Genomic DNA, 21,940 nt, shown 5'->3' with positions numbered 1-21,940 from the left:
CAGTGCAGGAACGGGCGGACTAGAACGTGAACTTCAGCCCATCGTAGGCCGGCTCGACGCCCTTCGGGAGCGTGCGCATCAGTTCGTCGTACTCCATCGTGTGGGCCATGTGCGTGAAGTACGCCCGGCGCGGCTTGATGCGCTCGATGGCTTCGAGCGCCTGCTCCACGTTAAAGTGCGACGGGTGCGGCTTGCCCGGTTTAAGCGCGTCGATCACGAGCACGTCGAGGCTCTCCAGGAGCGGCCAACTCCGGTCCGGGATAGCGCTCACGTCGGTGCAGTACGCGACGTCGCCGATGCGGAACCCGAACACGTTGAACCGCCCGTGGACGAGCGGGATCGGGGTGAACCGCTGCCCCAGTACCTCGAACGGGCGCTCATCGATCCGCTGGAGCGTGAGGCGCGGGACCATGCCAACAGGCAGATCCTCGCTCCCGGGAGCAAAAACATAGGCGAACGCCTGGCGGATGATCTCTTCCGTCTCGTCGGTGCAGTAGATCGGGAGCGGGCCGTTGAGTTTGACCGGGAAGATGCGGAGGTCGTCGAGCCCGAACAGGTGGTCGACGTGGTAGTGCGTGTACACGACCGCGCTGACGAGCTTGATGTTCTCGCGGAGCAGTTGCAGCCGCATCTCGGGGGCGGTGTCGATCAGGATGTGCCCCGCGGCGGTACTAATGAGCACCGAGCAGCGGTAGCGGTGGTTCTTGGGGTTCGTGGAGGTGCAGACGTGACAGTCGCAACCGAGCATCGGCACCCCCATTGAGGTGCCGGTGCCGAGGAACGTGAACGTGCGCGTGCCGGTTTGCGTGTCGGATAGCATCACGCCGCTATTTCACCGGCCGAGGGCGGGAGTGACAAGGGGAACCCGGTTCAGGCGCTGTCAAAGGCATCCCAGTCAATACCGAGTTGGCGCACCGCCGCGCGAAGTGTACCAGTTTTCAAGTCGTTCGATCCCCAGTCGGGAAGGACCGTACTGCGGTTCGTAGTGGGGTTCTGCCACTTTCGGTGCGATCCGCTCCCGCGCCGCGGGATCTCGCGGCACCCGAGCGCGGTCAACTTTCGGGTCGCCTCGCGGTACGTCATGCCGATTTCACGAGAGCATCCGACCACACAACTTCTCCGTGCGCGGGTAGCGTGACCCCCGTAGGGAGCGGTTGGTTCTGGTCGGTATACAGTTCGATCACCGCGGCGAGGGCGTCCGGCACGTTGGCATAAGCTTCGTCGAGCGTGTCGCCTTCGGTGACCAATTCGGGGAACACGGGGGACGTCACCGTGAAGCCGCCGTCCGGTTGTGGGGTAAACACGAGCGGTACGCGGTAGAGCACGACAGAGCCTCACAGCGAAATGACAACGTATCACCGCGTACCATTTCACCAGCGGAGAGCAAGTGCGACAAGGAGCCCCTCGGCCAAAACAGTTGGTCGGTGATTACGGATCGGAAGCGCCGCCGAATAGCCGCGCGTGATTCAATCCGTAATCACCGACCGGCTATCGCAAACACTACCGGCCCCAATCCCCAGCATCGGCGCCCCCGGCCGGGCGCCCGCTGGGCCGTGCGGCTTCCAGGTGGACCTGCTTGTACCCGCCGGTCGCCATGAAGTAGAGGATCAGCAGTAGGAACCCGACCGCGAGCGCCGCGGGCACGACGGCCGTGTAGAGCAGCGCCTGTTTCGCACCATACAGCCTTGCTTCACCGAGCTTGTCCTTGTCGGCCGTGTAGTTCGGCCGGCCGTCTTTCTCCCACCAGTCCTTGAGCTTGTTCAGGTTCTCCTTCAGTTCTGCACCGACCGGTTTGCCCTCTGATTCGAGGCGCGCGACCGTTTCCAAGTCCGATTCAAGTGTGGTCTTTTTCCCCTCTTTGCGTTTCCCGTCGGTGTCAATCACGCCGCCCCAATCGTCGAACACCTTCAGCTTCGAGTTGTCCAGACCCGCGACCGGCGGGAGCTTGTCCGGCGCGATGTTCGAGAACACCGGGAACCCGGACGCATTCGGAGCCTTGTAGCGGTCATAGGTCGCGGGTGCGATTTCCTTGGCCTTCTCCACCGCGAAGTAGTCCTGCTTGTACCCGATCCCCGGGCCGCCGAGCATACCGGCCGAGATCATCCCGATGCCGCCGCTGATGCCCAGGGCCAGCGCGCCGCCCTTCGGGAACCGTTCGGAAATCGTGCCCAAAAGCGTCGGCCAGTAGAACGTCTTACCCAGCCCGTAGATCGTGACCGCGAACATCCACGGCCAGATGTCGTTGGTGAACGGCTGGCCGAGCATGAACAGGCCGGCCGTGCCCATGAGGGCGCTCACGAAGAGCAGCCCGATCGGGTTGATCTTCTCCACGATCGGCCCGGCGAAGAATCGCAGGGTGAACATGAGCGCGTTCGTCCAGATGAAGGCGATCAGCGCCTTCGTCTCGTCCGCGAGGACGCGCTCGGTGATGTTCCCGATCCAACTATCGGTTCCGAGTTCCACGTACCCGACCAGCGCGTGCAAGAAGAACAGGAACAGCAGGATCGGCGACACCAGCGTGACCACCATCGTGCCCATCGACACGCCGGACGACTTCGCTTCCGAGTGCGGGAACGGCCGGTTGAACATCATCAACCCGTACAGGAGCACCGGCACCAGGAACACGCCGAGTTTGACCTCCCAGCGAACGTCCGGTGCGGCCTGCTTGAAGCCCAGCACGATGAGCGCGCCGAGGATCAACCCGAGCGGCCAGCCGGCGTGCAGAATGTTCAGCCAGTGCGTCTTGTTCTTGGGGAACAGTGTCGCGGTGAGCGGGTTGATGACGGCTTCACAGGTGCCGTTCCCGAGCGCGAACAGCCACATCCCGATGTAGAGGCACCAGTACGCACCTTCCTTCCCGTACATGCCGTAAACTGGTGTCGCGGCGAAGGTTACGATTGCGCTCGAGGCGTGAAGCGTGAACGCGACCATCATCAACTTCCCGTAGCCGAACTGGTCGGCGCAGAAACTGAAGAAGATGATCGCGATACCGAACCCGACCAGACCGCCACCGGTGATCGAGCCGAGTTCGCTCTGGGTGAACCCGAACTGGTTCCCCCAGTCTTTGAGAATGAAGCCCCGAACGGAGAACCCGATACCGGCCGCGATCAGGGTGAAAAAACTGGCCCAGAACAGAATCTTCTCGTTCAGGCCGGGAGAATTACCGGGAGAGGACGCGCTACTCACTAGCGTCTCCGTGTTGAGAGGGTCGGTACGTGCGAGTGAAAAAACGAAGCCGTGCCGGGCGAGTGTATCAACCGCCCGACACGGCTGCCAGAGAAAAGGCGCCGCGTTCGCGCCGGGCGCCGGGTTGCACACCTCACAGCCGCGCGACGTAAGTTCCAGACGACTTGTGTGGTTCGTTCGGTAAGCCGGGTTTCGTTAGTAACAGCGCGCCGAACCCGAGACGTGATCCGCTATCACAGAACAGGAAAGCACTCGCAGTCGATGGCACCGCCCTGCAAAGATGCGGCCCCCGTGAACGAGCCCTACGGGGTCAACCGCTTGAACACCAAAACGACCAAACCCGAACCCGGCTTAGTCGAGAACTCGGTCGGCCGCTCCGTGCCGGCTTGCCCCTGGCAGATGCGGAGCGTGTTGCCGTCGAGTTCGTAGATGCAGCGAGTGACTTTACCCTTGTTTGGACCGTCCACGGTGTCCATGTCGATGGCCTTAACACGGCGTGTGGCGTCCACTATGTACGCGCCCGAAACCGGCTGATCGGTCGAGATCAGGTACGTGCGCCCGGTTAGTGCCAGTTTCACTCGGTTCAACTGCTCGCCCGACACCTGTACCATTTCCGAATCGGCGGACGTTAGTACCCATACGCCAACGAGTTGCTCCTGGTCCGTCGGCTTCGGCGGTGCCTTCGGAGGTTCTGCGAACACCGGTGACGCGGCCAGAACCAAGAAGACGACCACCCGCATGACATCTCTCCCGGCAATACGACGCAGAGGCACCAACGCGCCCTCGTATAGACCGCGCCTCCGGGAGCCGCAACCCCAGCCGTTTCACCTGTGTTCTGATCGCTCACACTTTAATGGTTTCGCCGGTCCCGTGGTTCGCGCTGCTCCGGTTCGCAGCCTCGATGAACGCGACGATTTCGATCGTTTCCGCGATGTCTAGCGGAGCCTTCCCCGTTTTGAACATCTCCACGACCTTCTTGAGTAGTTCACGGTAGATGAACTTGCTCGGCACCGTGACCGCCTGGACGCCCTTTTCGGCGAACCCCGTGAAGCCGAAGCCGGTCGCCGGGGCGCGCGTCCCGCGGACGGTCGCCACGCGCCCGTCGGCCCACTGACCCGTTACGACGTCCGCGCCCTTTTCGCTCGTGCAGGTGACGCGCTTGCACCCCGGTCCCATGAGCGTGTACAGAATCTCGACCGCGTGGATGCCGTAGTGGAACAGCCCCGCGTTGCGCTCCGGAATGGGCGAGTGGGACGCGGGGCCGTACACCACGCAGCCCGCGATTTTGCCGTGTTTCGCGTCCGCGGCGTACTCGACCACCTCCGGCGCATACCGGAGCGACGACGACGAAAATAGCGGAAGTTTCTTCTTCGCGGCCAGGTCCGCGATCTTCTTCGCGTCAGCGAGCGAACAGGCGTAGGGTTTGTCGACGAAGCACGGGACACCGGCTTCGAGGAACGGCTTGGCGCGCTCGTAGTGAACGGTGCCGTCCACGGCCTCGATCAGCACCCCGTCCACCTTGCCGATCATGTCAGCAGGCTTGTCGACGAGCGCGACCCCGTATTCTTTCATCTCCTTGGCATAGCCCTCGATGCGCTCGGGCGAGAGCTTCGATTCGCCCGAGCACCCGACCACAACCTTCGCACCTTCCACGAACTGCTCTGCGTCCTTGCCGATGTGGTTCAGCCGCTTGGTGAACTCGACGCAGTGCGACGTGTCGAAGTCGAGGATGCCGAGCTTAATCATTGGGAGGGTACTCGCACGGATGTAACACGGGGTGGGTGCTCAATCTGAATCTACGGTCCGGCCGGTCGCAAGCACCATCCGGTCGCTTTTGGTTCGTCGACAGCCTCGCGCGAGCACAACCGCCGCCCTTGTGGGTGGGGTACCAGGTTTTTGCGAAGCGGGCTACGACCACGAGCGCGCCCCGCAAGGGCGGTGGGTACTTCGGCTCCCAAAAGGTGGTCGCAGTTGCCCGGCATTGTAACGCAACGGCTCGTCATTAGAGTGAACCCGCAGCGCCCTCGCGAGCGCGCGGTTCGACATCGAGACACTGAGATGCAGCAACTTCCGTCGCCCGCGTCCGAAGTTCCACTCCTGGAATGGCTGCTCCACGCACTCGCGCCGATGAACCGCACGCGCGTGAAACAGGTGCTGCGCTCCGGGCGCGTCGCAGTTAACGGCGCTCCAATCACCCGGCACGACCACCCGGTGCGCCCGGGTGACCAGATAACCATCGCACGCGACGCACCCGCACCGGCCGCAGATCTGGCCGGGATCGCCATCGTTCACGAGGACGCGCACCTCATCGTGATCGACAAGCCCTCCGGACTGCTCACCGTGGCCACTGAATCGGAGAAGACGGACACCGCGTTTGTGCGGCTGAGTACGCATCTCGCCGCGCGTAACGCCGGGCGCCCGTTCGTCGTTCACCGGCTCGACCGCGACACGTCCGGGTTGCTCCTCTTCGCCCGTAGCGCCGAGGTTCGCGACCAACTCCAGGCGGACTGGGAGGACGTAACCAAGACCTACCTCGCGGTGGTGGAGGGGACACCGTCCCCGGCCCGAGGAACGGCCGAGAACTTTCTGACCGAGGGGCGAGACTTGCGCGTGCGGGCGGGACGCACCCCGGGCAAGGACGCGAAGCGCGCGGTAACGCGGTACCAGACGCGCGAGGCGCGCGGGCGGTACGCGCTCGTGGAGGTGGAACTGGAAACCGGGCGCAAGCACCAGATCCGGGTTCACATGGCAGGGTTGGGGTGCCCGGTCGCGGGTGACAAGATGTACGGCGCGACCACTGATCCCGCGCGCCGGCTGTGCCTGCATGCCTGGCGCCTCGCGTTCGACCACCCGTTTAGCGGAGCGCGCGTGGAAGCGGAATCCCCCTTCCCCACCGCGCTCGCGCGGGTCGTGGGGTAAGAAAACGTGTTCGAGGTTTCAAGGTGCGGCCGAACTCTGGTGTGAGAATTGGAGAAATGAGCAATCTGTGCGGGAACGGGAACATGCTCATTCCCCGCACAGATCAGGTCCGAATGCGCGAAATCATAGCCCAGCTCTCTGCAACGCACGGCCAGATCACTTCCTGAACAGCGAGCCGTGTGGGGCGATGAGCCGAGTGGCCTTGCTCTCAGTCGAGACGCCCAGGAACACGAAGCACATCTCGTTCGTCGTCTGCTCCCCGAACCGAACCGTTTGCGGCGGTGAACTCGGGTTGTGGGGATTGCTGGCGGAGTTGTCGTAGGTCGCACGCACTCGCAATACAGTCCCCTTTGGTAACTTCATCGGCTCCTTGAGTTCGTACTGCTCCTGCCAGTTGTAGTCCCACGCCGGGATTCGCACGAGTGTCTGCTCTTTCCCGTCGGGAACGGTCGCGGTCATTTCGATGTCCTTGCCGAGCAAGTGCATGTGCGGCGACAGTCGGTACAGCGTCACGTCCTCGGTCAGTTTCCAGGACGAATCGACTTTGAACTCCTTCTCCCCGGCCGGGATCGAGAGGAACACGCCGGTTGCGGGGATCGAGCGGAACGGTTGTTTCACGGGTGTTTTGGCAAAATACAGTCCGATCTTGGTGCGGTCCTTCTCTTCTTTCCCGGTGCGGTGGTAGTGGAACTGCACGCACACATCCGCGCCCTTTGGGAGCTTCTGGCCGATGCCGTCGGGAAGTTTCTTCGGGATCGCTCCCGGTGCCCACCCACCGAGCATCCCGCTGCGATCGGGAAAGAAGCCCCACCCCATGCTCACCGGGTACCCGGGGCCGTGGTCCGCATCATCCGCTTTCGGCTTCGCTTTGGCCTGAAGCGCGCGGGCCTTGCCCGACGTATCGACCAACTGGAGCGTGTGGTGAACGACACGCGGGTTCCCCGGCTTCACCTCCATCGCAACCACGAACTTGTCTTCGGGCAGGTTCGTCGGGAACACCACCACGCGGAAGTGGTCCTTGCCGCTGGCCGCAATCGTCGTTTCGCTCGGAGCCTCAAGGACGAGATCGGGTTCACCGAGCGTCCACCCTTCGGGGAATTTCGGCGCCGCGGGCGCGTCCTTCGGATCACCTTCGAGCTTGCCCCCGGCGATCCACTTCTCGACCGTCTTCACCGCCTCGTCCGGGATCGCCCGCGCGCCGGTCAGGAGCGGGTTCGGGGCCGGCTTCCAGGGCGGCATCCGCTTCGCGTGCATCTCCTCGAGTGATGTGTCCGCCCACTTCGCCACCTGCTTGTAGTTCACGAGGCTGAACGGCCCCACTTGGTCAGGACGGTGGCACGACTGGCAGTAATTCTGCATGACGGGCAGCACATCCTTGTAGAAGGTCACCGGGGCGTCGGCCGCAGCGTCCTTCTTCACCGGATCGGGGATCGGGCATCCCAGCGCCTTCGTTTCTGGCACGCTCACCGCTTTCCCCGCGAGGATCTCGTCGAGTGCCGTGGTGAGGTCGTGTCGCGAAACGGTGGCCTTCGGTTTCATCCGCGCGGAGTACCCGTCGTCGATCCGCCCGCGGTACCGCACCACGAACTTCTCGTCCAGAATCACGACTTCCGGTGTGGTCTTGGCGCCCAGCGGGGCAGTGGCCGCGTGGGTCGGGTCGCGCAGCACGGGGAAGGAAATCTTGTACTCCTTCGTATGCTTGGCGACGCGCTCAACAGATTCATCGGGGTCCGCGTGGATACCGACCACCACGACGCCCTTCTCCGCGAACTTGGTGGCGACATCCGCGAGCGCGGGAACGTAGCCGTTGGACATCGGGCACTCGCACGACAGGAACGCGAAGACAATGGCCTTCGCCTTCTGGTCCGTGAGTGACCACTTTCCCCCCGCGGTGTCGGTGAGCGTGAAGTTCGCGACGGGCTTTGGGTCGGATTTGGATTCGGCCGGCGCTCCGATGAGCGGTATCGCGCAGGCGAGAAGGATCGGTACGACGAGCAGGCGTTTCACGTTTGTTCTCCTGAATCGCGGACGAACCGCTATTGGGAGAACAACCCGCGGCACTCGATCCGGTTACATCCCGCGGAACACGATTTCGCCGATTTGCTGGATCAGGAGCCGCCGGCGCGGGTTCGGTTTGGTGCGGTCGTAGACCGGCGCCCCGGGTTTGATGTGCCCCTCCGGGTTGAACGCCGCGTCGTCCTTGGAAACGGTCTCGATCAGCTCGAACGTGAACGCGGTAGTGCCTTCACCGAGGGCCTTTCGCCGTACCACGAGCGAGCGCACGACCTTGGTCTGTTTCTCGATCACCAACTCGGCCGACGCGATCTGCAGCGGGCGCACGTCCCCGCGGCGCACCGCGGTCACGGAGTAGGTGTCTGCGTCGCGTGCGGGCGGCTCGGCCCAGGTGAGGTCGAAGTCCGCGAGCACTTCATCGAGCAGCGAACCGACTTCGAGTTCGTGGATCTTGACCGCGTTGCGGAGCGCGACGGGCAGTTCACTTTCGTCGAACGCCACCGCCCCTTCGGTAGTCGGCGCGACCCACACGCGCCCCGATCCGTCACTGCCCCACGACCCGCGCCCGCCGAACCCGGGCTGGACGTAGAACCGGTCGCCGCGTGTACAAAGGATGCGCGGGCTGGTGTCGAGCGCGAGGAGCGGGAACGCTTCGCGCAAGCGCGGGGGAAGCTCGATCGTTACGCGATAGCACCGCGTGTCGGTTCGAGTGTAAGCGTCGCGTGCGCCCCGAACGACCTGTGCGGGCGACGCGACCACCTCGCGCGGGCCTGAGAGCGTAACGACCGCAATCAGTACCGCTGCGGCCAGCCCCACGAACCCAACCACCGACGCCACCCGCCGCCACGAGCGCCCGCCTCGCACCGGTTCCGCACCTGCCGCAAGCCGAGTCAGAAGACGATCGGCCATTTCCCGACCGTCAATCCGCGTCGCTTCCGCATCGAGTTGCGCGCGAACGAGTTCGTCGATTCCCGGTTCGGCTTCAGGAAACGAATTGGGTGGAAGCATCACAGGTTCTCGCGCACGAAGCCCGCGAAAGGTTCGCGGGCCAGAAGCGGTCGGAGCATTATTAACTCTGCCTTGAGCCCACCTCACTCAGCACACACGATGCTGGTAAGACAGGTGCAAGGCTTAAAACCGAAGCCAAACGTTAACAGCAAACGCGGTCGGCAATAGAGAACAACCCACGCCGCGCAAGGCGGTTACACCTTTTCGTCGGAATCCACAATGTTGCGCAACGACTCCAGTTCGCGGGCAAGCGCCTGGCGCCCGCGGTGAACGAGGACGCCCGCGTTGGTCGCGGACACGCCCAGCGCTTCACCGATCTCCTCTTTCGACATCCCCAGCGCCCGCAACTCGATCGCGGCCCGCTGGAGCGGCGGGAGCACTTGCAGTGCGTCGCGTATCGCCTGTTCGAGTTCGCGGTGCTGAAGGATTTGTTCGGGCCGCAGTGCCACCGGATCGGCCACAGTAATCGGAGCGTCGTCGAGGTGGGAGGAATTGAGACTGAGTAGAGCTTTTTCGCGCGTCGCCTGGTTGATGCACAAATTCGAGATGGCCCTGAAGAGGATCTTCACGCCGTCCCGTTCGAGGTCATAAGCATCCGCCCGGCGGAGTAACCGGTAGAAGCACTCTTGAACCACGTCATCGGCCCGCGACTCATCGTGTACGAGGGACCGGGCGTAAGCGATCGCACGCGGGCCGACCGCGGCAACCCACGCTCCGAAGCGCTGTCGTTGTTCGTTCGTCAACATCGCGGTCGTTCCCGGGTCCGCCCACATCCTATCAACCGCGTCCAGCAAAACAGGTTCCGGGTACAAAAGACATTCAATCTCAGGCCAACACCGCTCGTCTGTTTCCTTCCGTAAAAACTTGCACCCGTTCGACTGTACGCATATCATCGAATTTCACAGTTCAGGATTCTCCCTCACCCTGAGCGTGGCATGGCGAGTACCCCTCTCCCGGTTCTCCGGCAAAGGTCGTTCGGCGAAACGGCGCGGCGCGACCGCTGGTGGCTCCAGCCGTTGCTCGTGTTCCTCGGGCTCGGCACGTTCCTCGTGTACGCGAACTGGGCCGCGTTCCAAGGCACGCACTACACTTACGGCCCGTACCTGTCGCCGTTCTATTCACCGGAACTGTTCGGCAACTCACCTCATGCGTGGTTCGGTCCGCAGCCAGCATGGTGGCCGGACTGGTTACTGTTCTCGCCCGCGCTCATCATCCTGTGGGCACCCGCCGGGTTCCGCCTCACCTGCTATTACTACCGCGGCGCGTACTATAAGGCGTTCTGGGCCGATCCACCCAACTGCGCCGTCGGCGAACCGCGGAAGCACTACATCGGCGAGAGCAACTGGCCGCTGCGCATCCAAAACATCCATCGCTACTTCCTCTATTTCGCGATCCTGTTCCTTTTCATGCTCGCATACGACGCGATCTCCGCGTTCTGGTTCAAGGACGAGAACGGCAAGGGTGGCTTCGGCATCGGGGTCGGCTCGCTCGTACTCACCACAAACGTGGTTCTGCTCACCTGTTACACGCTCGGGTGCCACTCACTGCGCCACCTCGTCGGCGGCCGGCGCGACTGCCTCTCGACGTCACCGCTGTGCCACAAGGCTTACAAGGGGTGTAGCGCGCTGAACAAGCGGCACATGCTCTGGGCGTGGGTGAGCCTCGTGGGAGTAATGTTCGCCGACGTCTACGTGCGGCTCTGCTCGATAGGATTCATCAAGGACATCCGCATTCTCTAGTGGAACAAACTCCGTGAGCGAATCCGAACAGCCGACCGGCGTCGTGTACTTCGTGAGCATGGCGAGTAGACGAACCGACGGCGCCATCACGATACCCACCGCATCTGTGTATCGAGGGCGTCCCTTCGGCAGGGTAATCACCGTCGAAACTCGCGACTCGCATTACGAGTTTTGGCAGTGGTTGGTGGACAACCCGAAACTCTTTCCGCGAGTAGATGACGACAACGTGCCGGTCGCGCTGGCTGCATTTGCGAACCGAAAGTGACCGAGCGCGAGCCTACACCTTGGGAGCGCAATGGACTACCAGACTCACGAACACGACGTGGTCGTCATCGGGGCCGGGGGCGCGGGGCTCCGGGCCGCGATCGAGGCGAGCGCGGCCGGTGTGTCGGTCGGGTTGGTGTGCAAATCACTGCTCGGTAAAGCTCACACCGTGATGGCCGAGGGCGGAATCGCGGCGGCGCTCGCGAACGTCGATAACCGCGACAACTGGAAGGTCCACTTCGCCGACACGATGCGCGGCGGGCAGTACGTCAACAACTGGCGGATGGCCGAACTTCACGCACGAGAAGCGCCGGACCGCGTGCGCGAACTCGAAAAGTGGGGCGCGGTGTTCGACCGCACGCCCGACGGCAAAATTCTGCAGCGAAACTTCGGCGGGCACAAGTACCCGCGCCTCGCGCACGTCGGCGACCGCACAGGCCTCGAACTGATTCGCACGCTCCAGGACCACGGCATTCACCGGGGCATCTCGGTGTACATGGAGCGCACCGTGATCCGGTTGCTGAAGACCGGGGAGCGCGTGAGTGGCGCGCTAGCCTACGACCGCGAGCGCGGCCGGTGGACCGTGTTTCGCGCAAAGGCCGTCGTGCTCGCGACCGGCGGGATCGGGAAGGCGTACAAGATCACGTCGAACTCGTGGGAGTACACCGGCGACGGGCACACGCTAGCCTACGACGCGGGGGCGGAACTCATCGACATGGAGTTCGTGCAATTCCACCCGACGGGCATGGTGTGGCCGCCGAGCGTGCGCGGCATCCTGGTCACCGAGGGCGTGCGCGGCGAGGGCGGAGTACTACGGAACAATACGGGCAATCGGTTCATGTTCGGCGACATCCCGGACAATTACCGCCCCCAAACCGCGAAGGACGAAGAAGAAGGCTTCCGCTACGTGCTCGGCGACAAGGAGGCCAACCGCCCGCCGGAACTGCTCACGCGCGATCACGTGGCGCGATGCATCGTGCGCGAGGTGCGCGAAAGGCGCGGGAGCCCGCACGGGGGCGTGTTCCTCGAACTGCAAACGTTCGCCGAGTGGTACGGCAAGCGCGCGAAGAAGTTCGACGCGGCCGAACACTGGAAGAAGAAATTGCCGAGCATGTACCACCAGTTCAAGGAACTCGGCGGGCTGGACATCACGAAGGAGCCGATGGAGGTCGGCCCGACGACACACTACATGATGGGCGGCGTCCGCGTCGATGCGGACACGCAGATGTCGCGCGTCCCCGGGCTGTTCGCGTGCGGCGAGTGCGCGGCCGGGATCAACGGCGCGAACCGCCTGGGCGGGAACTCGCTCTCCGATCTGCTCGTGCTCGGCAAGCGCGCGGGAGAATTCGCCGCAAAGTACGCTCGTGAGCAAAACTCTGCGGGAACCGTTCCCGCGGAGCAAGTCGATTCGGCTGCGAAGTGGGCACTGGCCCCGTTCGATCGTGACGCATCGGAAAACCCGTTCAAGGTGCAACAGGACTTGCAGGACATGATGCAAGACCTAGTCGGGATCGTGCGGAAAGAAGACGAGATGCTGCGTGCTCTCGACGGGCTGGAAAAGCTCCGCGCCCGCGCCGCAAAGGTGCAAGTCACCGGGAACCGCGAGTACAACCCCGGCTGGCACACCGCGATGGACCTTCACAACCTCCTGACCGTTTCCGAAGCCGTGACGCGCGCCGCGATCCTGCGCAAGGAGAGCCGCGGGGCACAGTTCCGCGACGATTACCCGAAGAAGGACAACGCGAAATTCGGAAAGGTGAACAGCATCATCGCAAAGGGCGCCGACGGCACGATGCAGATCCGCCTGGAACAGATTCCGCCCATGCCCGACGAGCTGAAAGACGCCATCCGTGCGGAAGCGAACGGTGTGCTTCCGGACGAGCTGAAATGAACAAACTGTAGGGTTCGCAGGGTTCCCGCCTTGTGACCCCTAATGTGGGAGCGCTCCGAATGTCCACGACGTTCCGCATCTGGCGGGGGGACGCCACGAAAGGCGAGTTCCGCGACTACACCGCCGAAGCGGGCGAGGGGATGGTCGTTCTCGACGCCGTTCACCAGATCCAGGCCACGCAAGCACCGGACCTCGCGTGTCGGTGGAACTGCAAAGCGGGGAAGTGCGGGTCGTGCTCCGCCGAGATCAACGGCGCGCCCAAGCTCATGTGCATGACGCGCCTCGACGACCTGCCGCCGGACGAGATCGTCATCGTCGAGCCGATGCAGGCGTTCCCGTTGGTGAAAGACTTGGTCACGGACGTGTCGTGGAACTACGAGGTGAAGAAGCGCATCAAACCCTTCCGCCCCCGGAAGCCCGACGCCCCCGACGGCACCTGGCGCACGGCGCAAGAAGACGCCGACCGCGTGCAGGAGTTTCGCAAGTGCATTGAGTGCTATCTCTGCCAGGACGTGTGCCACGTGCTGCGCGACCACCACAAGCACGCCGAGTTCATCGGCCCGCGGTTCCTCGTGTACTCGGCCGCACTGGAGATGAACCCGCTCGACACCGCGGACCGCGTGCGCGACCTGAAAGAGACCCAGGGTATCGGCTACTGCAACATCACGAAATGTTGCACGAAGGTGTGCCCCGAGCACATCGCCATCACAGATAACGCGATCATCCCGTTGAAGGAGCGTGTCGTGGACGAGTTCTACGACCCGGTGATGAAACTGATCCAGTTGGTGTTCCGGCCCCGGAAGAAGGAGGAACTGGGGGGAACGGCGGATTGAGGCACGAACCGTGTTTCGTATCGACGCAATCGCGTCGGGAGGGCGCAATGAACCTGGAACTCAAGACCCTGCGCCGGGAAGCGATCCCGGCCGCACTCGAAAAGGCGCACCGCTACCGGCTCCTCAACGAACCGGAGCAGGCCGAGAGCATCTGCGAAGACGTGCTCCGCATCGACCCGGACAATCAGGCCGCACTCGCGTCACTGATCCTCGCGCTCACCGACCGCTTCGGGAGCCCGCGCCCGGTCCCCCCGCGGTACGTCCGCGAATTGCTGCCGCGGCTGACCGGCGACTACGAGCGCGCGTACTTCGCCGGGATCATCGCCGAACGCGAAGGGATCGCGTGGCTGCGATCCAGTCAGCCGCGGTCCGGCGAGGCCGCATTCGTGTGCTTCCACGACGCAATGAACCATTTTGAAACGGCAGAAGCGCTCAGCCCGCCGGCAAACGACGACGCGCTCCTGCGGTGGAACAGTTGCGCCCGGATGATTATGAAGCACCCCGACGTCTACCCGTCTGAGGAAACCACGACCGAGGTCTACGTCGGCGACTGATCTGGCACCGACGCGGCCACTGTCAAGACGCGCACGCCAACCGAGTCGAGGTTAGCTTCGACTCGGCGGGGCATTTTCGTAACCAGTGACCCATCCATCACATCGAACGCGGGTGCCCACATTTCGGGCTCAACACTCAGGCTAACTCCAAAAGCAACGAACGGTGCGCCCGTTCGCGTCCGGCTGGAGCGGCGACCGTGGCAACCGCGACGGGGCTTTTGACGTAATCATCTCTACAATCACACGACTGGCAGAAACGAACTCGGAGCTTGCGAGATGTCGGACCCGGTGCCCCTCCCCGCACCCCTCCCGCCCCCGAAACCAACTCGCCGAACGCCGTGGGGCTACTGGGCCGACGCGGTTCTCGCGTTCGCGGTTCTCGCGTTCGCGTTCCTCGCGGGGTCGTTCGTCGCGCGGAATTCGGACGTCTGGCTGCACCTCGCGACCGGGCGCCTCGTATCGCAGGGCGCGTACCACTTCGGCACGGACCCGTTCGCGTACACCACGGCCGACAAATATTGGGCGAACCACGCCTGGCTCTTTGATCTGGGCCTGTACCTCGCGTTCAAGTGGTTCGGGGGTGCCGGTTTGGTGGTACTCAAGGCACTCGCGGTCGCTGGGACCGCGGGTGCGATGTGGGTGACGGCGCGCGGGCGCGGGGCGGTTTGGCCCATAGCCAGTTGCCTGCTCCTCGCCGTTCTCGCTTGCGGCCCGCGGTTACTCCTTCAACCCACAATTGCGTCGCTCTTGTTGCTCGCGGTCGGTTTGTGCTGTCTGCGTGCGGGCGGCCGAGCACTGGTCGCGATACCGGTGCTGACCGCCGTTTGGGTGAACCTCGATGCGTGGTTCTTCCTCGCTCCCGCGCTGGTCGTGCTGTTCTGGCTCGGCCGGCGAATTGACCCGCAGCGAGCGACTCTTCCGGCGTGGCCGAACTGGTTGGTACCAGCGACGTTCGGCGCGTGTCTGCTCAGCCCTCACCACGTTTTCGCGTTGCGGTTGCCGCTGGAATTGTCTCCGGCGGTGTGGTCGAGCGAGTTCGTGTCCGACCCACGGTTCGCAGGGGTGTTCGTGTCACCGTGGCACGCCTCGACACTCGGCGCGGCCGGCGGGTACAACCTCGCTGCGTGGGCGTTCTTCGTGCTTCTCGCGCTGGGGATCGTTTCCTTTGCAGCGAACCGCACGGCTGTGCTGAGCTGGCGCGTGATGGTGTGGGTACCGTTTGCGTTACTGGCGGCGTGGCAGGCGCGATTGATCCCGTTCTTCGCGGTCGTAGCCGGGCCAATTACCGCGCTGAATCTGCGAGAAGTGATTTCCGAAACGTCGCTCCCGCGCTTCGGGCGCGGGTTCGCGCTGATCGGCAGTTCAGCGCTTCTCGTTCTGGCGTGGTTCGGGTGGACGACCGGCTTCTCAAACCGCGACCGCGCTCCGGCTTGGGCCGTTCACACCGATCCGACACTCGCGCGTGCAGCCGAGGGAACTTCCGCCGCTCGCCAGCAGAGTGGGTTCACACCCGACAGAGTGCTCGCGACGCACCCCGACGCCGGGCACTATCTCGCATGGTTCGCGCCCGGTGAACGATACTTCCTCGATTCGCGATTGCACTTGTTCACACACGTGGCAGGTGATTTCGCAGCAGCCTCGCGTGCGGTCCGATTGCTCGGCGAACCCGGCCCCGGCGACGCGCGCCAACTGGACGACTTCGGCGCGGTTCTGCTCTACGACCCGGACGGCGGACGAATGACCCGTGCGCTCCGCGCGACAACCGGCACCGACAGCACGTGGGCGCTCGCGCGCGTCGACGGCGGGGCCGTCCTCCTCGCGCGAAGCGCTACGAGTTCGCGCCGATTCGACCCCGAGCGCGAGGCGTTCAACGGTTCCCCAGCTCCGCTGCCGGTCGCGGGAACCGGCCCCGCGACCCTAGCCGAACCGGAGCTGGCGTGGTGGATTGCGACCCGAACCGTGGGGCGGTCCGGGTCGTGGGAAGCGGACGCGGCCACGATTTATCTCCGAATGTTTGAAAGCGGCTCCTCGCGCGAGCCGGCGCTGCCGCTACTCGCGGTCCGCACGGCCCGAGCGGGCGCCGAAGTCGACCCCAACGACCCGATCGCGTGGCTGGCGCTGGGGCGCGCGTACGGTACCCTCGGCGAGCGCACCTGGGAGCGCGAGACGGGTACGGGTCTAACCCCCCTCGAGCACGTCCGACAGGTGCAAATCATCACGGCGCTCGTTCAAAGTGTGCTCCTGAATCCGGGGTCCGTACCGGCCCGCGAGAGCCTCGCCGGTGCCCTCCTGCGCCGGAACATGCTCGACAGTGCCCGCCCGCACGCGAGCGAAGCGCTGCGGTTGGTGCGCCGGGCGGGACCGGGTCCGGGCGAGGCATCCGAAGCGTTCACCGAACGGGTCGGGCGCCTCAACGCGCTGGTCGATCAACTCGAAGCCGGGATTCAAGACGGGGAGAATCGGTACCTGATTCGCACGATGGGGCTGGCCGGTGATCCACTGGCGCGGGCGCGGATCGCGCTCGAACTGGGGCTGTCACAAAAAGCCATTGATGTGCTGCGCACGTCGCACCCGGACCTCTACGGCGGTGCGGGTTTGGGGTTACTCGCCGACCTGCTCCTCCAGTCCGGACAGGCGGCCGAGTGCCGGGTGCTACTCGACCGCGCGGAGCTCCGCCGCAACCCGGACGTACTCGGGATCGCCACTTTGCCCCGCGCCGCGGACCCGAACGGGTATAATTGGGCGTACCAACTGCCGACCTACGACTGGCTCGACCTGTGCCAGTGTGCTGCCGTCGGCCGGTACCCCGGTGCGACCGAAGCCGTTGACCGGATTTGCGCGCGTTTGGACGCGGAAGAACAAAGCCAAGCACAATCAGTTGCGACGAGCGGTGCGGCCCTGTTCGTTCTGGAAATCGGAATGGGAGCGCCACCGATCCCGGTACACGCTCGCCTGAGCCGAGCGCGAGATCGGGCGCGATTCACTGAGGTACTGGTGCAGGTCAAATCCCTGTCCACTGCCCGGGCCGATCTCACGACACTCGCCGGGGTACTCGAACTCGAGCGCGGGGCAACCAGTGCCGCATTGAGCCGGTTCAAAAGTGCGCAAACGCTGTACACGCCCACAAAGAGTATGGGGCTCGCGGCCCCAGGCGCGCCGCTGGCTTCACGGTATTATGAAGTACTCAACAAATATCGTTAGAACGCGCCGGTCCGCACTCATCGCTCTCTGATTGAGGTCGTTCATGGTTTCTTATCGCCGCTGGCTCGTTCTGTGCCCGGTCGTGGTTGCGGGGGCGCTCGCGGCCCTCGTGGGTTGCGGAGGCACTTCGACCACACCGCCCACGCAGCCGGACGCACCCGAACCAACACCGACCGCCATGCCCTCCGACATGGAGGCCCAGGTCCACAACTTCTGTGGCGGTTCGTGCCACGCCTACCCGCCACCCGATTCGTTCCCGAAACGCCACTGGCGCGCGGAGGTCGAGCGCGGGTTCCGGTTCTTCGACCAATCTGGGATGAGTGCCGTCCCGCCGAAATTAGCACACGTCGTCCGGTACTACGAGGAACGGGCCGCGGACGAGTACACCCCGCCACAAGTGGCCGCCTCGTCCCGTCCACTCGGGATCAACCTCGAGCCCGTGAGCTACCCTCCCCCGGCCGGGGACCGCCCGATGATTTCACACGTTAACCCGGTCAAGTTGCCCTCCGGCCGGGTCGACGCTGCGGCCCTTGCCCGCGCGCCGTTCACCCTTGTCGCGTGCGATATGCGGGGCGGGCGGGTGCTCGCGCTGGACCCGACTGCCGCGGCCCCGGCGTGGCGAGAGTTGGTGCGGGTTCCGAACCCGGCCCACGCCGAGGTGCTCGACCTCGACGGCGACGGGGTACTCGACTTGCTCGTCGCGGACCTCGGTAGCTACCCGCCGACCGACCGCAAGTGCGGGAGCGTGGTTTGGGCTCGCGGGCGGGCCGACGGCTCGTTCCAGCCGATCACTCTACTGAAGAACGTGGGGCGCGTTGCCGACGTGCGGGCGGCTGACTTCCGCGGCACCGGGAAGCTCGACCTGGTGGTCGGGGTATTCGGGCTCCACACCGTCGGCGAAGTGCTGTTTCTGGAGAACCGAACCACGGACTGGAACCAACCCGACTTCGTGCCAACTACTGTTGATGCGCGCCCGGGTGCGATTCACGTTCCGGTCGCGGACCTCAACGGCGACGGCCGCCCGGACTTCGTCGCCCTCATTGCACAGGAACACGAGATGGTTGTCGCGTTCCTCAACGAAGGCGGCGGCAAATTTGGGAAGAAAGTGCTGTACCGAGCCCCGCACCCCGGGTGGGGCAGCAGCGGCATCCAACTGGTAGACCTAAACGGCGACGGAAAGCTCGACGTCCTGTACACGAACGGCGACATCCTTGATGAGCCGTACTTGTGGAAGCCGTACCACGGGGTTCAGTGGCTGGAGAATAAAGGCGATCTGACGTTCGAGCACCGGCGAATCGCACCCATGTACGGGGTGCACAATGCGGTCGCCGCGCGGGTGACCGGCGGGCCGCTCCCCGACATCCTTGCGGTCAGCTTCCTGCCGGCCGACAAGTTCCCCGATCGCGCGACCAAGCGAGCGGACGCGGTGGTACTGTTCGAGCAGGTCGCGCCCGGGAAGTTCGAGCGGCACGTGCTCGCGAGCGTGCAGTGCGACGCGGTCGTCTGCGCGGCCGCCGACCTCTACCGGTCCGGACGGAACGATCTGGTGATCGGGAACTTCAGCAGCCCAACGACCGATCACCCGGTAACGATCTGGAAGAATCACGGGAAGAAGTAGACGCGCCGGGCGGTCATTCTTTGCCAGCGGCCGCCCGGGCGCGGTGCTCCTCGGCCCTCGCACGCTCCCCGCGCGACTCGTAGTACGCGGCGAGTGCCAAATGGGACGCCCGGTGTTCCGGGTCGAGCTTGAGGGCCCCGAGGAGCCAGCGCTCGCCCACGTCCCCGCGGCCGGTTTGGATCAGCAACTGCCCCATTTCAAAGTGGAGCGCCGGGTCGAGCGGGAACTCGGCGAGCTGGCGGCTCTGTAGTTCGGTGAGCCGCGCGACCCGGTCCTTGATCTCGTCGGCCTTGAGCCCCTGCACGCGGGCCTCTTCGGACTTCCCCTGTTGGCGGAGCGCCTCGAACAGGAGCCACTGAGCCTGGTAGTCCTCTGGCATCGCGACCGCGGCGCGCCGGAGCCATTGTTCCGCGTCGGCCTTCCGGTCCTCGGTCATCGCGAGTTGCCCGCGGGTACGGAGGCACGGGCCGTCGTCCGGATGGCGCTCGAGGGTCTCATCGAGCAGCCGGCGCGCCTCGTCGCGCCGACCGAGAAAGTTGTAACACCGCGCCAGCCGAGCCACGAGCCCGGGGTCGTCGGGGTGCCGGGCGCGGAGTACCTCCAGGTTCCGGGCGGCCTCCTCGTACCCGCCCAGGGAGATGACCGCGTCCGCGAGGCGGCGCCGCGCGTAATCCCGGCCCGGATCGAGGTCGAGAACCCGGCGAAAATCCTCGGCCCCGCGCACCGCACCGCGCCCGATCACATAGGTTTCCCCGCGAAGTTCGAGCGCCCGGACGTTGTCCGGGCTCCGCTGCAGCCACGCTTCGAGACAGGCCATCGCGTCGAGGATGCGGTACACCCGCAGGTACCCCATAGCGAGCGCCTCCCACACCAGCGGCCCGGCGGCCCCGGGCGCTTCCGCGGCCCGGTTCTGGAGGTACACCTCGACCTCCCGCATGTTCCCGCTCGCGGCCTGCACTAGAGCCCACTCGAACGCGGTTTCGTCGGTCGCCTGCCCCAAATTGCTTTGGGCCGCGCGAAGCTCGCGGCGCGCGCCCTCGACGTCGCCGTCCTGCCACGCCGCGCGGCACGCCGCGAGCCGGACCGGTGCGCGACCGCCCCACAGACGCGCGCACGCCGCCAATTCGCGGCGCGCCGCCGCCGGGTTGTGCCGCGCTAGTGCGGCGCGGCCGGCTCGGAGTCGGGACCACGCCCACACGTTCGGGGCAACCACGACCACCACGATTACGACCGCCGCGAGCCCGATCGCGCCCCGGCGCGTGGCGAAGACCTTCAAGAGCCGACGAATCATGGTTGGCCTTAGAACGAACGGTTCAAGGGGTCTGCGGCCGGGCAGACAATTGTTTGGCTACCGCGCGGTGCCGGGCGGCAAGGGCCGGTTTGTCCAAGTCGCGGTAAAGGACGACGAGTGACTGGTGCGTCGGCAAGTGCTCCGGGTCGGCTTGCAGCGCGGCGTCGAACCACCGCAGCGCTTCCCGCACCTGCCCCGCGCGGAGCGCGATGTGCGCGAGTTCGTGGAGGAGCGCCGGGTCGCGCGGGTTCCGTTGGAGCGGCCCCTGGACCAGCGCCAGGACGCGCTCGTTGTCCGCCTCAAGCTGTTTGATCGTCTCGTATTCGCGCTTGGCCTCGGCCTGCTGCCTGTTGCGAGCGAGCGCGAGTGCGTACTGGTGCCGCGCCGCAACGTTCCCGGGGTCATTCTTGATCGCGCGACCGAGGTAGTCGACGGCCGCTTGTTCGTCGCCCTCGGCCAGCGCCCGCGCCCCGCGCTCGAGGAGCGCGTCCGAGTTATCCGGGTGCCGGAGCAGGCAGTCGTCGAGCGCGACTCGCGCTTCGGCCGTGCGCCCTTGGAGGGAGAGAGCTTTCGCCCACAGGATGTGGACCTGGGCGTTGTCCGGGAGCCGCTCGCGTAACACCACTAACTGTTCGATCGCGTCCTCCCCGTTCCGCCGGTTGACGAACAGGGTCGCTAGACGGAGTCGCGCTTCGAGCAGATCCGGGTCGAGTTCGAGAACCCGACGGTAGGCCGCGATCGCGTGCTCGAACCCCATTTGGCTCTCGAGGAACTTGCCCCGGAGCAACAGCGCGAGCGTGTCATCGGGGTCTTGGTCGAGCCACTCACCGAGTGCGTTGTGGGCTTCCAAGTATCGGTACCGTGTCATCAGCCCCGCGACGACCGCCTCGCGCGCGAGGCGCGCATGTGGACCGCCCGCGCTAATATGGGACCGAATCGCTGGAGCCGTCGTGTCTACGTCCCCCAGGTAGGCTCGGTGGTAGAGCAACTCAAAGGCCAGAGTCTCGTCTTGGCCGTAAAGCTGGTCGTAACGTTCGAGAGACGTGTCTGCCGAGGCCGCGTCCCCGGTGCGACGGGCGATGCGGGCAGAAAGCACGAGAACCTCACGTTGGTCCGGCCACAACCACTGGCAGTGCCGGAGGCGCCCGGCGGCCTCCGCATTGTGCCAGCGGTCGGCGGCCCGCTCCGCCGCTCTCAGATTGTTTGTAAACCAGAACCAGGCGCCCCCAACAACAAACAGCGCGACCAACGCGAGCAGCGCAACGGCCCAAAAAGGGCGGCGCCGAACGAACCGGACGGGAGCGAGAAAGAACCGAGCCACCCGCCCGGGGCGGCGCATCCCCCCAAGCGCCGGGTTCAGTTCCAACGGGGGAGAGGTCGCGTCGAGGTTTGGTGCTGACATGAAGGAACTCGGCGGGCGACT

At 64.9% G+C, this 21,940-nt stretch carries 19 protein-coding genes; 8 read left to right on the top strand and 11 right to left on the bottom strand.

All coding sequences use genetic code 11. The annotated features are described in order from the left end of the window. Positions 1-19 precede the first annotated feature (19 nt). The 6 genes from VT84_RS14320 to VT84_RS14295 all read right to left on the bottom strand — a co-directional run bounded on the left by VT84_RS14320 (position 20) and on the right by VT84_RS14295 (position 4,932). Positions 20-820: an MBL fold metallo-hydrolase gene (locus VT84_RS14320; RefSeq protein WP_082840030.1), complete on the bottom strand. Its 801-nt coding sequence runs from the start codon at positions 818-820 to the stop codon at positions 20-22. A gap of 50 nt (positions 821-870) precedes the next feature. Further along, on the bottom strand, positions 871-1,083 hold the full coding sequence (locus tag VT84_RS14315) for a type II toxin-antitoxin system HicA family toxin (RefSeq protein ID WP_082840029.1): 213 nt from the start codon (positions 1,081-1,083) through the stop codon (positions 871-873). Then, the gene (locus VT84_RS14310) at positions 1,080-1,325 is read right to left on the bottom strand and encodes a type II toxin-antitoxin system HicB family antitoxin (RefSeq protein ID WP_082840028.1); all 246 of its coding nucleotides are present in this window, start codon (positions 1,323-1,325) and stop codon (positions 1,080-1,082) included. The genes VT84_RS14315 and VT84_RS14310 overlap by 4 nt, the downstream gene beginning before the upstream one ends. A gap of 175 nt (positions 1,326-1,500) precedes the next feature. Then, positions 1,501-3,186, bottom strand: a complete 1,686-nt coding sequence (locus VT84_RS14305; protein ID WP_082840027.1) for an MFS transporter — start codon at positions 3,184-3,186, stop codon at positions 1,501-1,503. Between the two features lie 302 nt (positions 3,187-3,488). Further along, positions 3,489-3,926, bottom strand: coding sequence for a TIGR03067 domain-containing protein (locus VT84_RS14300; protein ID WP_052557939.1), 438 nt, complete (start codon positions 3,924-3,926; stop codon positions 3,489-3,491). Positions 3,927-4,029: 103 nt separating this feature from the next. Next, entirely contained in the window at positions 4,030-4,932 is a 903-nt protein-coding gene (locus VT84_RS14295) for a Gfo/Idh/MocA family protein (protein WP_082840026.1), read from the bottom strand. Between the two features lie 312 nt (positions 4,933-5,244). Here VT84_RS14295 and VT84_RS14290 point away from each other — a divergent pair, with 312 nt between their 5' ends. Continuing rightward, entirely contained in the window at positions 5,245-6,105 is an 861-nt protein-coding gene (locus VT84_RS14290; RefSeq protein ID WP_082840025.1) for an RluA family pseudouridine synthase, read from the top strand. Positions 6,106-6,261: 156 nt separating this feature from the next. On the opposite strand, the gene VT84_RS14285 is transcribed toward VT84_RS14290, so the two are convergent. The 3 genes from VT84_RS14285 to VT84_RS14275 all read right to left on the bottom strand — a co-directional run bounded on the left by VT84_RS14285 (position 6,262) and on the right by VT84_RS14275 (position 9,872). Beyond that, positions 6,262-8,112, bottom strand: a complete 1,851-nt coding sequence (locus tag VT84_RS14285; RefSeq protein WP_162271704.1) for a redoxin domain-containing protein — start codon at positions 8,110-8,112, stop codon at positions 6,262-6,264. A gap of 63 nt (positions 8,113-8,175) precedes the next feature. Further along, entirely contained in the window at positions 8,176-9,126 is a 951-nt protein-coding gene (locus tag VT84_RS14280; protein WP_082840023.1) for a hypothetical protein, read from the bottom strand. Between the two features lie 194 nt (positions 9,127-9,320). Then, positions 9,321-9,872, bottom strand: coding sequence for an RNA polymerase sigma factor (locus tag VT84_RS14275; RefSeq protein ID WP_162271703.1), 552 nt, complete (start codon positions 9,870-9,872; stop codon positions 9,321-9,323). Positions 9,873-10,061: 189 nt separating this feature from the next. Between VT84_RS14275 and VT84_RS14270 the strand changes: the two genes are divergently transcribed. The 7 genes from VT84_RS14270 to VT84_RS14240 all read left to right on the top strand — a co-directional run bounded on the left by VT84_RS14270 (position 10,062) and on the right by VT84_RS14240 (position 19,226). Continuing rightward, the gene (locus VT84_RS14270; RefSeq protein WP_082840021.1) at positions 10,062-10,865 is read left to right on the top strand and encodes a succinate dehydrogenase; all 804 of its coding nucleotides are present in this window, start codon (positions 10,062-10,064) and stop codon (positions 10,863-10,865) included. Positions 10,866-10,878: 13 nt separating this feature from the next. After that, positions 10,879-11,130 (top strand): hypothetical protein, encoded by a 252-nt coding sequence (locus VT84_RS14265; RefSeq protein WP_082840020.1) that lies wholly within the window; start codon positions 10,879-10,881, stop codon positions 11,128-11,130. Positions 11,131-11,160: 30 nt separating this feature from the next. Beyond that, positions 11,161-13,020, top strand: a complete 1,860-nt coding sequence (locus VT84_RS14260) for a fumarate reductase/succinate dehydrogenase flavoprotein subunit (RefSeq protein ID WP_082840019.1) — start codon at positions 11,161-11,163, stop codon at positions 13,018-13,020. 59 nt (positions 13,021-13,079) lie between these two features. Next, positions 13,080-13,853 carry a succinate dehydrogenase/fumarate reductase iron-sulfur subunit gene (locus tag VT84_RS14255; protein ID WP_052557951.1) on the top strand — a complete coding sequence of 258 codons (774 nt, stop codon included), beginning with the start codon at positions 13,080-13,082 and terminating at the stop codon, positions 13,851-13,853. A 47-nt stretch (positions 13,854-13,900) separates the two neighbouring features. Then, a complete protein-coding gene (locus VT84_RS14250) occupies positions 13,901-14,407 on the top strand; it encodes a hypothetical protein (RefSeq protein ID WP_052557953.1) in 507 nt (168 codons plus the stop codon). A gap of 276 nt (positions 14,408-14,683) precedes the next feature. Next, positions 14,684-17,608 carry a tetratricopeptide repeat protein gene (locus VT84_RS14245; protein ID WP_082840018.1) on the top strand — a complete coding sequence of 975 codons (2,925 nt, stop codon included), beginning with the start codon at positions 14,684-14,686 and terminating at the stop codon, positions 17,606-17,608. 43 nt (positions 17,609-17,651) lie between these two features. Then, a complete protein-coding gene (locus VT84_RS14240; RefSeq protein ID WP_082840017.1) occupies positions 17,652-19,226 on the top strand; it encodes an FG-GAP repeat domain-containing protein in 1,575 nt (524 codons plus the stop codon). 13 nt (positions 19,227-19,239) lie between these two features. Here VT84_RS14240 and VT84_RS14235 read toward each other — a convergent pair whose 3' ends face one another. Both VT84_RS14235 and VT84_RS14230 read right to left on the bottom strand, forming a co-directional pair. After that, complete coding sequence (locus tag VT84_RS14235) at positions 19,240-20,517, bottom strand: tetratricopeptide repeat protein (RefSeq protein ID WP_052557959.1); 1,278 nt, start codon at positions 20,515-20,517, stop codon at positions 19,240-19,242. Between the two features lie 22 nt (positions 20,518-20,539). Further along, on the bottom strand, positions 20,540-21,919 hold the full coding sequence (locus VT84_RS14230) for a tetratricopeptide repeat protein (protein WP_082840016.1): 1,380 nt from the start codon (positions 21,917-21,919) through the stop codon (positions 20,540-20,542). Positions 21,920-21,940: the final 21 nt, after the last annotated feature.

Origin of the sequence: Gemmata sp. SH-PL17 (assembly GCF_001610855.1) — a bacterium.
In the GTDB taxonomy this organism is placed as follows: Bacteria; Planctomycetota; Planctomycetia; order Gemmatales; family Gemmataceae; genus Gemmata; species Gemmata massiliana.
The sequence above is the reverse complement of the archived record's forward strand: the minus strand, read 5'-3'. Positions and strand labels throughout refer to the sequence as shown.